Source organism: Nocardioides sp. (assembly GCF_036405735.1).
Lineage (GTDB): Bacteria > Actinomycetota > Actinomycetes > Propionibacteriales > Nocardioidaceae > Nocardioides.
This window is the reverse complement of sequence record NZ_DASWXC010000074.1, coordinates 26,460-38,945: the sequence shown is the minus strand read 5'-3', so window position 1 is coordinate 38,945 and position 12,486 is coordinate 26,460. Positions and strand designations below refer to the sequence as shown.

General features: G+C 71.4%; 14 protein-coding genes and 1 tRNA gene. 7 read left to right on the top strand and 8 right to left on the bottom strand.

Annotation, left to right across the window (positions count from 1 at the left end):
• Together VGE38_RS12140 and VGE38_RS12135 are read left to right on the top strand one after the other, a co-directional pair.
• The coding region (locus VGE38_RS12140) for an RcpC/CpaB family pilus assembly protein (protein ID WP_331142804.1) at positions 1–387 on the top strand (387 nt) is incomplete at its 5' end.
• 56 nt (positions 388–443) lie between these two features.
• Positions 444–812, top strand: a complete 369-nt coding sequence (locus VGE38_RS12135) for an MscL family protein (protein ID WP_331142803.1) — start codon at positions 444–446, stop codon at positions 810–812.
• Between the two features lie 113 nt (positions 813–925).
• Here VGE38_RS12135 and VGE38_RS12130 read toward each other — a convergent pair whose 3' ends face one another.
• The 3 genes from VGE38_RS12130 to VGE38_RS12120 all read right to left on the bottom strand — a co-directional run bounded on the left by VGE38_RS12130 (position 926) and on the right by VGE38_RS12120 (position 2,712).
• Positions 926–1,114, bottom strand: a complete 189-nt coding sequence (locus VGE38_RS12130; RefSeq protein WP_331142802.1) for a hypothetical protein — start codon at positions 1,112–1,114, stop codon at positions 926–928.
• Positions 1,111–2,508, bottom strand: a complete 1,398-nt coding sequence (locus VGE38_RS12125) for an LCP family glycopolymer transferase (protein ID WP_331142801.1) — start codon at positions 2,506–2,508, stop codon at positions 1,111–1,113. The genes VGE38_RS12130 and VGE38_RS12125 overlap by 4 nt, the downstream gene beginning before the upstream one ends.
• A gap of 131 nt (positions 2,509–2,639) precedes the next feature.
• Positions 2,640–2,712, bottom strand: a tRNA-Arg gene (locus VGE38_RS12120).
• A gap of 80 nt (positions 2,713–2,792) precedes the next feature.
• On the opposite strand from VGE38_RS12120, the gene VGE38_RS12115 reads away from it, so the two are divergent.
• Complete coding sequence (locus VGE38_RS12115; RefSeq protein WP_331142800.1) at positions 2,793–3,575, top strand: DUF7674 family protein; 783 nt, start codon at positions 2,793–2,795, stop codon at positions 3,573–3,575.
• A 114-nt stretch (positions 3,576–3,689) separates the two neighbouring features.
• Here the strand turns inward: VGE38_RS12115 and VGE38_RS12110 are convergent, their stop codons facing one another.
• A complete protein-coding gene (locus VGE38_RS12110) occupies positions 3,690–5,336 on the bottom strand; it encodes a methyl-accepting chemotaxis protein (protein ID WP_331142799.1) in 1,647 nt (548 codons plus the stop codon).
• A gap of 188 nt (positions 5,337–5,524) precedes the next feature.
• Here VGE38_RS12110 and VGE38_RS12105 point away from each other — a divergent pair, with 188 nt between their 5' ends.
• Positions 5,525–6,523 carry a TIGR03557 family F420-dependent LLM class oxidoreductase gene (locus VGE38_RS12105; RefSeq protein WP_331142798.1) on the top strand — a complete coding sequence of 333 codons (999 nt, stop codon included), beginning with the start codon at positions 5,525–5,527 and terminating at the stop codon, positions 6,521–6,523.
• Positions 6,520–6,714 carry a hypothetical protein gene (locus VGE38_RS12100; RefSeq protein ID WP_331142797.1) on the top strand — a complete coding sequence of 65 codons (195 nt, stop codon included), beginning with the start codon at positions 6,520–6,522 and terminating at the stop codon, positions 6,712–6,714. Before VGE38_RS12105 ends, VGE38_RS12100 begins: the two co-directional genes overlap by 4 nt.
• 44 nt (positions 6,715–6,758) lie before the next feature.
• Here VGE38_RS12100 and VGE38_RS12095 read toward each other — a convergent pair whose 3' ends face one another.
• The gene (locus VGE38_RS12095; protein WP_331142796.1) at positions 6,759–7,949 is read right to left on the bottom strand and encodes a saccharopine dehydrogenase family protein; all 1,191 of its coding nucleotides are present in this window, start codon (positions 7,947–7,949) and stop codon (positions 6,759–6,761) included.
• Between the two features lie 123 nt (positions 7,950–8,072).
• Here VGE38_RS12095 and VGE38_RS12090 point away from each other — a divergent pair, with 123 nt between their 5' ends.
• Positions 8,073–8,447, top strand: a complete 375-nt coding sequence (locus VGE38_RS12090; protein ID WP_331142795.1) for a hypothetical protein — start codon at positions 8,073–8,075, stop codon at positions 8,445–8,447.
• A gap of 80 nt (positions 8,448–8,527) precedes the next feature.
• Entirely contained in the window at positions 8,528–9,250 is a 723-nt protein-coding gene (locus tag VGE38_RS12085; protein WP_331142794.1) for a response regulator, read from the top strand.
• 50 nt (positions 9,251–9,300) lie between these two features.
• Here VGE38_RS12085 and VGE38_RS12080 read toward each other — a convergent pair whose 3' ends face one another.
• The 3 genes from VGE38_RS12080 to csrA all read right to left on the bottom strand — a co-directional run bounded on the left by VGE38_RS12080 (position 9,301) and on the right by csrA (position 12,454).
• Positions 9,301–9,795: a chemotaxis protein CheW gene (locus VGE38_RS12080; RefSeq protein WP_331142793.1), complete on the bottom strand. Its 495-nt coding sequence runs from the start codon at positions 9,793–9,795 to the stop codon at positions 9,301–9,303.
• Positions 9,792–12,092 carry a chemotaxis protein CheA gene (locus tag VGE38_RS12075; RefSeq protein WP_331142792.1) on the bottom strand — a complete coding sequence of 767 codons (2,301 nt, stop codon included), beginning with the start codon at positions 12,090–12,092 and terminating at the stop codon, positions 9,792–9,794. Before VGE38_RS12075 ends, VGE38_RS12080 begins: the two co-directional genes overlap by 4 nt.
• A gap of 128 nt (positions 12,093–12,220) precedes the next feature.
• Positions 12,221–12,454: a carbon storage regulator CsrA gene (csrA, locus tag VGE38_RS12070; RefSeq protein WP_331142791.1), complete on the bottom strand. Its 234-nt coding sequence runs from the start codon at positions 12,452–12,454 to the stop codon at positions 12,221–12,223.
• Between the last annotated feature and the right edge of the window lie 32 nt (positions 12,455–12,486).

The window sequence follows — 12,486 nt, the reverse complement described above, 5'->3', positions numbered from 1 at the left end:
GGCCGGCTGCTCGCGGCGCCGCTACGCCGCGGCGAGCCGGTGACCGACGCGCGACTGGTCGGCCCCGGGCTGGCCGACGCCCACCCGGGACGGGTCGCGGTCCCGGTCCGGCTGCCGGACCCGGGCCTGGTCGAGCTGCTGCGGCCCGGGGACCGCATCGACCTGTTCGCCGTCGACCCCTCCGGAGCGGCCGGGAGCGATCCGGGCGGGGCCGAGCAGGTGGCGGCCGGCGTACTCGTGCTGGCCGTGCCGGAGGTGCGGGCCGAGGCAGCCACCGCCAGCGGGCTCGGTGGCCGTCTCGTGGTCATCGGCGTCGCACAGAGCGCCGTCGAAGAGGTCACGGCGGCGTCGGTGCGGTCCTTCCTCACCTACGCCTTCGCGTCCTAGGGTCGATGCCACTCGGGGGCTTCGCGGAGCCCACACCCGCAGAGCGAGGAGTAGGCATGACCGGCTTCAAGAACTTCATCCTGCGCGGCAACCTGGTCGAGCTCGCCGTCGCGTTCATCATGGGCAGCGCGTTCGCCACCGTCGTGACCGCCACGGTCGCGCTCATCATGGATCTCGTCGGCAAGGCCGGCGGCACGCCTGATTTCTCCGACTGGAACCCGAAGGGCATCAGCGTGGGCGCCTGGCTGACCGCGGTGATCGCCTTCCTCATCCTGGCGGCCGTCGTCTACTTCTTCATCGTGGTGCCGTACACCAAGGCCAAGGAGCGCTACTTCCCCGCCACCAACGAGCCCGGCACACCCGAGGACGTCGCCCTGCTCACCGAGATCCGCGATCTCCTCGCCGCTCAGCGTCCCACGCCCTGACACCCTCCCCCGCCGGCTGTCGCGCGCGCACCTGACATCCCCCACCGCGACACGCCGGTGGAACGTTGGCCAGGTCAGGTGCCCGGGGCGGCAGGAGCCGGGTCAGGAGCCGGTCAGGAGCCGTGGTGGGGCGGCACCTGGGAGCGCAGCCACGCGTCGGAGCCGCGCTCGACGGCCGGCTCCTCGGGATCGCGCTCGTCGCGCGTGGTCTCGGGCAGTACGTCGCCGAAGATCCGCGCCAGCCGGCGCTTGCGCTCCCACTCGGTCTCAGCGGGCTGCTGAGGGTCCTGCGCGTCGCTCACGTGCAGAGCCCGTAGAACTCGAGCTGGGCCTTCTCCTCCTCGGAGCGGCCGTCGGCGGGGGATGCCTCGTCGGTCGGCGCCTCGTCGGTGGGCGCGTCGGCGCTCGGCGAGCTGCCGGCCGAGGGCTCGTCGGTCGGCTGGTTGGTCGGCTCGTCGGTCGGGCCGTCCGTGGCCTCCCCCGCCGGTGCCGTGGGGGTCTTCTCGCCGCCGGGCAGGTGGTCGACCCGGATCGAGCCGGCGGTGAGCCGGTCGCCGAGCGCTCGGTCCTCACGGATCCGCTCCCAGATCTCGTCGGCCTCGTCGGTCCACACCACCCGGCCGCGGTCATCGCCGCTGCCGTAGACGAACGGCACGGTGATGAACTCGATCTTGTCGAGGCTGATGTTCTTGAACTGAAGGGCCAGCCCCGCCAGCTCCTGGATGTTGCCGAGCCCCGTGGTGTTGACCTCGGCCAGCTCGAGGGACTTCGTGGCCTCGTTGAGGAACGAGACGACCTTGATGGGGTTGGCCAGGGTGTTCGCCGACATGACCTCGCTGACCATGGAGGCGATGAAGGCCTGCTGGCGGCGGGTGCGGCCGATGTCGGAGCCGTCGCCGATGTTGTGCCGCACGCGGACGTAGGCGAGCGCCTTCTTGCCGCTCAGCTTGCGCGTGCCGGCCTTGAACGTGGTCTTGGTGTAGGAGTCGTAGAACGTCTCCGGGACGCACACGTCGACGCCGCCCACGGCGTCGACCATCCCCTTGAAGCCGCCGAAGTTCACCGTCACCGAGTAGTCGATCGCGATGCCGGTGACGTGCTGGAACTGGCTGATCGTGCAGGCGGGGCCGCCATACGCGAACGCCGCGTTCCACATCGCGCGGCTCGAGCCCTCGATGATCTCGCCCTCCTCGTCGCGGCAGTCGGGCCGCTCGACCAGGGAGTCACGCGGGATGCTGATCCCGTAGGCGTGCTTCCGGTCCCGGGAGAGGTGGAGCAGGATCGTGGTGTCGGACAGGCCGGCGGTGTTCTCGCCGTCGACGCCACAGCCCTCGCAGTCGCGCGAGTCCTCGCCCATGATCAGGATGTTGATGGGGTCGGTCGGACCGCTGAACTGCACCTTCTCGGGCGCCGGCTCGACGATCTGGCCGGCGTAGTCGGCGATGGTGAGGTTGCCGTTGAGCTGCCGGTAGAGGTAGGCGACGGCCAACCCGGAGACCATGCCGAGCACCAGCAGCGTCGAGAGCACCACCTTGGCGACGGTGTGCCGCTTGCGCTTGCGCGCCCGCCGCTTGCCGCCGCGGCCGGTGCGCGAGGCGGACCGGACCTGCACCCGCGGGTCGGGCATGGACGCGTCGATGCGACGCCCACGCGGGGACGTCGACTCGACGTCGGCGGGGCGCTCAACGTCGGTCATGTCTCACCGTCTGGTCCGGGCGGGGGCTGGGCTTGCGGGCTGGGGCACCGCGAGAGTACGCGGGACATCCAATTCTGACCCAGAGAAGGTGCGTTCCCCCAACCGAGGACGCAACGTGACGTGCGTCTGGGTGCCCCGGGCGAGAGTCGAACTCGCGACCTTTCGCTTAGGAGGCGGCTGCTCTATCCACTGAGCTACCGGGGCCGAACCGCCGCCAAGTATGCCCCAGGCGACTGAGCCTGCGGTCCGCGCACCGAGGCGCGCGTTACGGCAGGATCGGTGCGGTGACGATCAAGTGGCCGTGTCCCTGTTGCGGCTATCGGACGCTCGACCAGGGGCCGGGTGACTACGACCTGTGTCATGTGTGCTGGTGGGAGGACGATCCGGTCGCTCTGCGGTGGCCGCTCGTCGACGAGGGCCCGAATGCCATGGCCCTGCTCGAGGCGCAGCGCAACTACCAGGCGTTCGGAGCGTTCGCTGCCAGTGCGCGCACGAAGGTCCGACCTCCCCACGAGGATGAGGGGCGTGAGCCCGGCTGGCGGCCCCTGGACCCCACCGTCGACGACTTCGAGCAATCCCCTGACGCCGCTGCGCACATCCCTTGGCCAGAGGACCTGCAGTCCCTCTACTGGTGGCGCCCGACCTACTTTCGGCGGCCCGAGAAGCGCGCGACGGTTCCCGTTGCGCGTCGACCCGCGTCGAACGCCGCGGAGCGACTCATGGCGCGGGTCCTGGATGCCGTCCCGGAGGCCGAGCCGATCGACGTCCACATGCGACATCGGTACGAGGCGCCGGCACCCTTCGCGTTCTGCGGCGAGCTCGCACCGTTCGTTCTGGATGCCTACGCCCGCGGAGAGACCGAGCTCGCGCTGCGCGCCGTCAGGGTTCTCAACGCCGCCCTGACCGAGGATGACGCACATGCCGCGAACTGCGTGGTGATCGCCTTCCTCGAGCGTGAGGAGTGGCACGCCCCGCAGCTGTCGCGCTTCATCGAGCAATGGCCGACGGAGATCCGAGGACAGATAGAACGACAGATCGCACACGCAGCCGCCACGTGTCGTCGGTGAGCGACGCGCGCCGTCGTACTCAGGACGGCAGGTCCTTCCACGCGAAAGCCCTCAGCAGGCCGGCGGCATGCTCGGGATCGTGCCCAGGATGACAGACGGCGTCGCGCCTGCGGCTCAGAAGACGAACGATGCGACCTCCGAGCGCAGCTCGGACGCCATCCGGGCCAGCTCCTGGGTGGCGGTGTGCGACTGGGTCACGGCGTGGGTGGTGCTGGCGGCGGCCTCGGCGACACCGGTGATGGTCCGGGTGATGTCGCTGGAGCCGTTGGCCGCCTGGGCGACGCTGCGACTCATGTCGTTGGTGGTGGCGGTCTGCTCCTCGACCGCCGAGGCGATCGTCAGCTGTGACTCGTTGATCGTGGCGATGATGTCGGCGATCTGGGCGATCGCCTCGACCGCGCCGGCGGTGTCGGCCTGGATGGCCTGCACCTTGGCGGCGATCTCCTCGGTGGCCTTCGAGGTCTCCTCGGCGAGGTCCTTGACCTCGTTGGCGACCACGGCGAAGCCCTTGCCCATCTCGCCGGCGCGGGCCGCCTCGATGGTGGCGTTGAGCGCCAGCAGGTTGGTCTGCGCGGCGATCGAGGTGATGGCCTTGACCACCACGCCGATCTCCTCGGAGGACTCGCCCAGGCGGCGCACGGTGTCGTTGGTGGCCTGCGCCGCGCTCACGGCCGTGGAGGCGACCCGGGCGGCCTCGGTGGCGTTGCGGGCGATCTCCCGGATGGAGGCGTCCATCTGCTCCGAGCCGGCCGCGACGGTGTGAACGTTGTGGGCGACCTGCTCCGAGGCCGTGGCGACCGTGCCGGCCTGGACGCTGGTCTCCTCGGCGGCCGACGCGATCTGGACGGTCGACGCCGACAGCTCCTCCGACGAGGCGGCCACCGCGTCGGCCGAGCCGACGACCTGCGCCATCACGGCGCGGAAGTTCGCCTGCGTACGCCGCAGCGCGTCCGCCATCTGACCGACCTCGTCGCGGGAGGAGACCGGTGCGACGACGGTCAGGTCGCGCTCGGCCATCCCCTCCAGCGCGTCCTTGACCGCCAGGATGGGCCGCCGGATGGCACGGGCGATCAGCAGCGTGAGTCCCAGCGCCAGGACCAGGCCGATCCCGAGCACGACGAACTGCATCCGGTAGGCACGGTCGCCCTCCTCCACGGCCGCCTGGGCGCTGTCGGTGAAGTACTCGACGTTGCTCACGCCGCCGGCGTCGAGCGAGTCCGCCATCTGGCTGATGACCGGGGCGACCTGCTCGTCGTAGTGCCTCGTGAACCGCTTGACGTCGCCCGCCTCGGCCGCCGGCACCAGCAGCTCGTCACGCAGCTCCTTGAAGCTGCTCCACGCCTCGGTGTAGGTCTGCCACCACGGCTCGTCCCCCAGCGCGCCGGCGAGCTGGGCGTTGTACGCGTCGACCCCGGCGTCGTTCTCCTCGATCGCGGCCAGCCAGTCGGCGAAGGCCTCCTCGTCGGTCTGGAGGGCGAGCATCGCGACCTGCATGCGGGCCTTGATCTGGTCCTGGTGGATCTTGCCGAGCGGCGCGATGACGTCGGCCTGCGTCGCGGCCAGCTGCTGGCCGGAGTCGGTCGCCCGCGAGATGCCCTGCGCGCCCACGACGCCGCTCGCGATCGCGACGATCGCCAGCGTCCCGACGGCGATCATGAGCTTGGTGCTGATCGCCCTGTCGTCGAACCAGCGGCCGACCCTCGCTAGCGGCCCGACGGCCTGGGTCTGCGACAGGACGGTCGGCTGGGCGAGCGTGGTCATACGGGGTCTCCCGGGGAGCAGGTCGATCGCCGGCTGGATGCGGCCGGTGCCGGAGGGGGCGGCACCTTCCCTTCGGCCCGCTGCCCCCGCGCTGTAGCGGGGTGAGGGCAAAATTCCACCGAGTGCAGGAAATCAACGCGTCACCATGCCGCGGGTGCGCACGCGATCGACCGGGTACCGGCGCCGGCATGAAGATCGGCTACTTCCTGTCCTGCGAGGAGTACGAGCCCCGGGAGCTCCTCGAGCAGGCGCTGCTCGCCGAGGAGGCGGGCTTCGAGGCGCTCTGGATCAGCGACCACTTCCACCCGTGGAACGACGAGCAGGGCCAGAGCCCGTTCGTGTGGGGCGTGATCGGAGCCCTCTCCCGAGTGACCCGACTCCCGGTCACCACCGCGGTGACCTGCCCGACCATGCGGATGAGCCCCGTCATCACGGCCCAGGCGGCGGCCACAGCCGCGGTGATGCACGAAGGGCGGTTCCGGCTGGGCGTCGGGAGCGGCGAGGCGCTCAACGAGCACATCCACGGCGACGCATGGCCGTCGGCCGACGTACGGCTGGAGATGCTCGATGAGGCCGTCGACGTCATGCGCCGGCTGTGGAGCGGGGAGAACGTCGAGCACCGCGGCCGTCACTACACGGTCGACAACGCGCGGATCTACACGCTTCCCGACGAGCCGCCCGAGGTCTACGTCTCCGGGTTCGGCCCGAAGTCGGTCCGGCTGGCGGGCCGCATCGCCGACGGCTACATCACGACCAGTCCCGACACCGACCTGCTCGACCTGTTCCGGGAGACCTCGGGGGGCAAGCCCGCGGCGGCGGGGTTCAAGGCGGCGTACGCGTCCAGTGAGGAGGAGGGCGTGAGGCACGCCCACCGGCTCTGGGCGACGTCCGGACTTCCCGGGGAGCTGGCGCAGGTGCTGGCGACGCCGCGCCACTTCGAGCAGGCCGCACAGCTCGTGACGCCGGAGATGACCCGTGACAGCCTGGTGTGCGGGCCGGACCTCGAGCGTCACGTCGCGTCGTTCCAGCCCTACGTCGACGCGGGGTTCGAGGAGGTCTACGTGGCCAACATCGGCCCGCACTACCGCGACATGATCACGCGGTTCGGAGAAGAGGTGCTGCCCGCCGTACGGGCGATGGCAGCCCGTGACCAGAAGCTGGACGACAAGGTGGAGGTGGCCCGATGAACTGGTGGATCGTGCTGATCATCGTGGGTGTGATCGTGGTCGGCGGCTGGTTCATGGCCGCCTGGGTGATCGACCGGGGACGCTCGAAGGACGTCTCGACCGACACGCAACGGGTCGCCCCCGACCCCGCGGCCGAGGCCGACATGAACACCCGGCGCGACACGGGAGACCCGCGCGACGACGACCGCTGAGTCAGGCCCGGAAGGCCCGACCGCCGGACGGTGTCTGGACGCGGTCAGACGACCTCGAAGCTCAGCCCGGCGCGCTGCAGCCGGCCGAGCAGCTGCTCGCCCATCGCCTGGGCCGGGGTGACCTGGCCGGCGGTGGGCGGGTTGTCGTCCAGCGCCAGACACAGCGCCGCCTCGCCGAGCATCTTCGCGGTCTCGGTGTAGCCCGGGTCCCCGCCGCTGACGCGCGTGCGGAGCTGTCGGCCCCCGGTCTCGGCCAGGAAGTCGACCGTGAACCACGACCGCTCGCGGTGGCGCGGCGAGGGGCCCTCCCCCTGCGGGACCCGGGAGCCGAGGAACCGCCGCAGCGGGGAGACCTGGGCGCCGAGCGCCAGGCCGCTGACGGCGACAGCGCCCCCGACCGCGAACCGCAGCGTCCGGGTCCCGGCGAAGTGCGAGTAGCGGAACCGCGGGCCGTACTCCGCGAGCGCCGCACCGCTGCGGGCCACCACGGCGGGATCGATCGTCGGGAGCGGCACCAGCCAGTAGCCCAGCTCCTGGTCGCGTCCCGGAGGGGCACTGACCGCCCGCGAGGAGCGGCCGGTGGGCCGGGGCTCGGTGCGCCGACGCTCGGCCATGGCCGAGCGGAGCTGACGGGCGCGCGAGAACTGCTCGAGAGCGGAGTGGAACGTGCCGCCCGACAGGCCGGCACCGGCCCGGACCACGCCGCGCATCGTCAGCGGCTCGGTCACCGGACCCAGCTGGCGCACCGTGAAGTAGGCGCCGAGGTCGTGCGGGATGGAGTCGAAGCCGCAGGCGTGGACGAGCCTGGCGCCGGTGCGGACCGCCGTGGCGTGGTGCAACAGGTACATCCGGTCCACGAACTCCGGCTCGCCCGTCAGGTCGAGATAGTCCGTGCCGGCGTCCGCGCAGGCGCGCACCAGCGGCTCCCCGTGACGCAGGTAGGGCCCGACCGTGGTCGCCAGCACCCGCGTCCGCTCGGCCACCGCGGCCAGCGACCCGGGGTCCGCCACGTCGGCGTGGAGGAGCGGCAGGTCGGCGTACCGAGGATCGTGGGCCGCCAACCGGGAGCGGACCTCCCCAAGTTTGGTGAGGTTCCGGCCGGCCAGACCCCAGCGCAGGGAGGCCGGAGCGACGCTCGCCAGGTAGTCGGCAGTCAGCCCGCCGGTGAAACCGGTCGCGCCGAACAGGACGAGATCGAGTTCACGGGTGGCTGGACGGGAGGACGAGGAGGCCATGGGCTCAGGGTAGGGGGCAGGGCTGTCGAGGGCTGCCGAGCCCGGTCCAGACCGGGCGTGACCTCCTTTCCGATGTTTCGTTGGGGAGCCGGCCGGGTAGACCCCGGTCGGGAAGGAGCGCTGATGGAGACCATCGACGTCGAGCTGGGCGAGTTCACCCGTCGCAGCCGCTCGGTCGTGTTGCGGCACACCGACACGTCGCTGCGCCGCGGCCTCGAGCCTGGTGAGGAGATCCTCGTGCGCGACCCGCGGCTGGGCTACTTCGCGGCCACCGTCGCCGACATCGACTTCGAGCTCGCCGACACCGTCTACCGCGTCGAGCTCGGCGTACGGCTCTCCATCCACGAGGCCGCCGAGCGTGCCCTGCGACCGATGGTCGTCGGCGCCGCACCCGTCGGACGCCAGGAGCTCCTCGACCTGCTCGGCCAGCTCCGCTCGGTCGCCCACACCCTGCAGACGGGGCTGGCGAAGGACGAGGACGTCGCCGTCCCGCGCTGAGCGTGACGCAGACGCATCGACGGCAGCGAAGCGCGCCGATTCTCCTGCGGAGCAGGGCCCGACTGCGCGATGATGCGCCCATGCAAGAGGGAGGGCCTATCCGGGTGTACCTGCTGGACGACCACGAGATCGTCCGCCGCGGGGTCCACAGTCTGCTCGAGTCCGAGGGCGACATCCAGGTCGTCGGCGAAGCCGGCACCGCCGCAGAGGCACTTCCGGAGATCCTCCGGCTCCGCCCCGACGTCGCCGTCCTCGACGCCCACCTGCCCGACGGGTCCGGCATCGACGTGTGCCGTGAGATGCGGGCCGTCGACCCCTCGATCCGTGGACTCGTCCTGACCAGCTACGACGACGACACCGCCATCTCGGCCGCGATCATGGCCGGCGCCTCGGGCTACGTGCTGAAGCAGATCGAGGGCAGCTCGCTCATCAGCGGCGTCCGACTGGTCGCCAGCGGGCACAGCCTCATCGACCCGGCGGTCGCCTCACGCGTCGTCGAGCAGGTGGACTTCCACCGTCGCACGCTCGACCTGGTGGCCGACCTCACCCCGCAGCAGAGCAAGATCCTCTTCCTCATCGCCGAGGGCCTGACCAACCGGCAGATCGCCGAGCGGCTGTTCCTGGCCGAGAAGACGGTCAAGAACCACGTCACCGGCATGCTGGCGCGGCTCGGCGTCGAGCACCGCACCCAGGCCGCCGTCCTCGCCCTCAAGCTGCGCGGCGAGATGGCGGCGCTGGGCGACAGCGCCGAGGTGGACGTCCCGGGCCAGCGCCACGGCATCGCCGAGCCCGTCCACGGCTGACGCCGACCCGGCCGTCAGCCCGGTCGTGAGCCCGGTCGTGAGTCCTGTCGTCAGCCGTTGACCGACTCCGGGGCGGCGGAGACGTCGACGGCCTTGTCGGCGTCGAGCACCAGCAGGATCGACTCATCCAGCGGCCGGACCCCGAGGACGACCTGCTGCACCTGGGGCGGCATGTTGGTCGGCGGCGCCTCCAGCTCGCTGCCGCCGTGACCGCTGGTGTCGATGACGTCGCCGATGTCGTCGACCAGCAGGCTGACGACCTCGCCCCGGTTGCGGACGATGACGTTCATCGGCAGAGCGTCGTCGGCGCGCGGCGGCAGCCCGAGCCGGACCCGCAGGTCGACGGCGGTGACGATCTGGCCGCGCAGGTTGATCAGCCCGCGCACCGCCTCCGACGCCTGCGGCACCGGCGTCATCGGCTGGTGGCGCAGCACCTCCTGGACGCCGTCGACCGGCACCCCGAAGTAGAGGTCGTCGACCCAGAAGGTGCAGTACTGCTCCGTGAGCCCGCCGAAGGAACCCCCTGCCACCGTTGCGGCGTTCACGCGCCGACCCCCGTCCTGGCCACGACGGCCTCCAGGTCGACCAGGTCGGTGACCCGGTCCTGTACGACGGCCGACCCGGTCACGCCGTAGCGGTGGCCGACCTGACTGGTGATGACCGAGGTCTCGATGACGTCGAGGACCCGGTCGATGACGATGCCGACCGCCCGGTCGTCGCGCTCGTGCACGACCACAGAGATCTGCTCGCTGTCGAAGGAGCTGTCCGGCAGCCCGATCGCCGGTGCCAGCCGCACGAGCGGCAGCAGACCGTCGCGGTACTGGACCACCTCCGAGCCACCGGTGCGCTCGACGCGGTCGCGCGGGAACTCCTCCAGCCGGGCGACGGCCGAGAGCGGCAGGGCGGCGCGCTGGCCGCCGGCCACCTCCAGCACGAGCAGGGCGACGGCGTCCTCATCGACGGCGCGGACCTCGGTCACCTCGTTCTCGGTCGCCTCGATCCTGCGCGACGCGGCGATGCCCGCGACGTCGAGGATCAGGGCGACCCGGCCGTCGCCCATGATGGTGGCGCCGGCGTACATCGTGAGGTTCTTCAGCTGGCGCCCGATCGGCTTGACCACGATCTCCTGGGTGTCGTGCACCGCGGAGACGCAGAGGCCGAAGCGGAGGTCATCGGACTGCAGCACCACGACGGTGAGCGCCTCGACCTGCTCGGGCTCGCCACCGAGCGCCTCGCTGAGCGAGACCAGCGGCAGCAGCTTGCCGCGCAGCCGGAGCACCGGCGCACCCGCCAGCCGCTCGACGCTGCGCTCCAGGTCCTCGCCCTCAAGGCGGACCAGCTCGACCAGGTTGGCCTGCGGGATCGCGTAGCGCTCGGCGCCCTCGCCGACGACCAGCGCCGGGATGATCGCCAGCGTCAGCGGGATCCGCACCCGCACGGTGGTGCTGCGACCGACCTCGCTCTGCAGGTCGACCGAGCCGCCGATGCGCTCGATGTTGGTGCGCACGACGTCCATGCCGACGCCGCGGCCCGACACGTTCGTGATCTCGGTGGCGGTGGAGAAGCCGGGACGGAAGATCAGGTTGACGATCTCCTTGGTGTCCAGCCGCGCGATCTGCTCCCGGCTCACGACGCCGCGCTCGATGGCGACCGCCGCGATCTTGTCCGGGTCGATGCCCTTGCCGTCGTCGGTGATCTCGACGACGACCTGGCCGGACTCGTGGAAGGCGCGCAGCAGCAGCTTCCCGGAGCGCGGCTTGCCGGCCGCCAGGCGGTCCTCGGGACGCTCGATCCCGTGGTCCAGGGAGTTGCGGACCAGGTGCGTGAGGGGACCGCGGAGCGCCTCGAGGAGGCTGCGGTCCAGCTCGGTCTCGTGCCCCTCCATCGTCAGGTCGACCTCGCGGCCGAGCTGGTGCGACAGGTCGCGGACGATGCGCGGCATCTTGGCCCAGACCTGGCCGATGGGCTGCATGCGGGTCTTCATGACCGACTCCTGCAGCTCGCTGGCGACCAGGTCGAGGCGCTGGCTGGCGCGGACCAGCTCGACGTCGTCGGAGATCTCGCTGCGCTGCAGCAGCTGGTTGCGGGTGAGCACCAGCTCACCGACCAGCTGGACCAGGTTGTCGAGCAGGTCCACATCGACGCGGACCGAGGAGTCGACGACGGTGCGCCGCTCGGCCGCGTCCTCCGCCGGGTCCGGGTGAGGCTCGGGCTCGCCGGTCGCGGGCACCGCCTCGGCGACGTACGACGCCACGGCGGGCGCCACGACCACGGCCTGCTCCTGGCTGTCGGGCGGAGCGGTCGGCAGGGCGCCGTTGCCGCTGACACCCGGGGTGACGCCGGCACCGGCGAGCGCCAGTTCGGGCGTCGCGAGCACGACGGGCAGCACGTCCGGAAGCTCAGCGGGCAGCTCAGCGGGCAGCTCGTCGGGGACCTCCGCCTCAGGCTCCACGCCGGCGAGCAGCGCTTCGATGACCGCGGCCACCGGTGCGACCTCGACGCTCTCGTCCTCGTCCTTGCCGGTGCGCTCGATCACGTCGAGCAGCGCGCGCACGGTGTCGACCATCCGCAGCAGCGCCTCGGCGATCGGCGGCGTCATCGCCTTCTCGCCGTCGCGCAGCTGCGAGAGCAGCGTCTCCCCGACATGGGTCAGCCGCTCGAGCCGCCCGAACGCGAGGAAGCCGCTGGTCCCCTTGATGGTGTGGATCGTGCGGAAGATGCTCGACAGCAGCTCCCGGGATCCCGGGTGCTGCTCGAGCTCGACCAGGTCACGGTCGAGCTGGTCGAGGTTCTCGTGGGACTCCACGAGGAACTCCGCGATGATCTCGGCGTCGTCGTCCATAGCTGTTGTGTGCCTCCTCCGCTGGGAAGCATCGGCGGCACCGAGGGGCGGCTGAGCGTTCCCGGCAGGCCGGAGGCCTCGAATGGCACGAGGTGCCGTTAAATTTTGCCGCCGGCCCGGCGGAGCCGTCAGCTGCGCTCGCGCAGCGCCTGCGCCAGCGACGCGACGGCGTCGCGAGCCGGGGAGGCCGACTCCTGGTTGGAGCTGGCCAGCTCGGCCAGCAGCTCGGCGCGGTGCACCCGCACGGAGCGGGGCGCGTCGATGCCGACGCGCACGACGTCGCCGCGCACTTCCAGGACGGTGATGGTGACGTCGTCGCCGACGACCACGCTCTCACCGACGCGACGACTCAGGACCAGCATGACGCCACGCTATCGCGCGTGGCCGGCGGCTG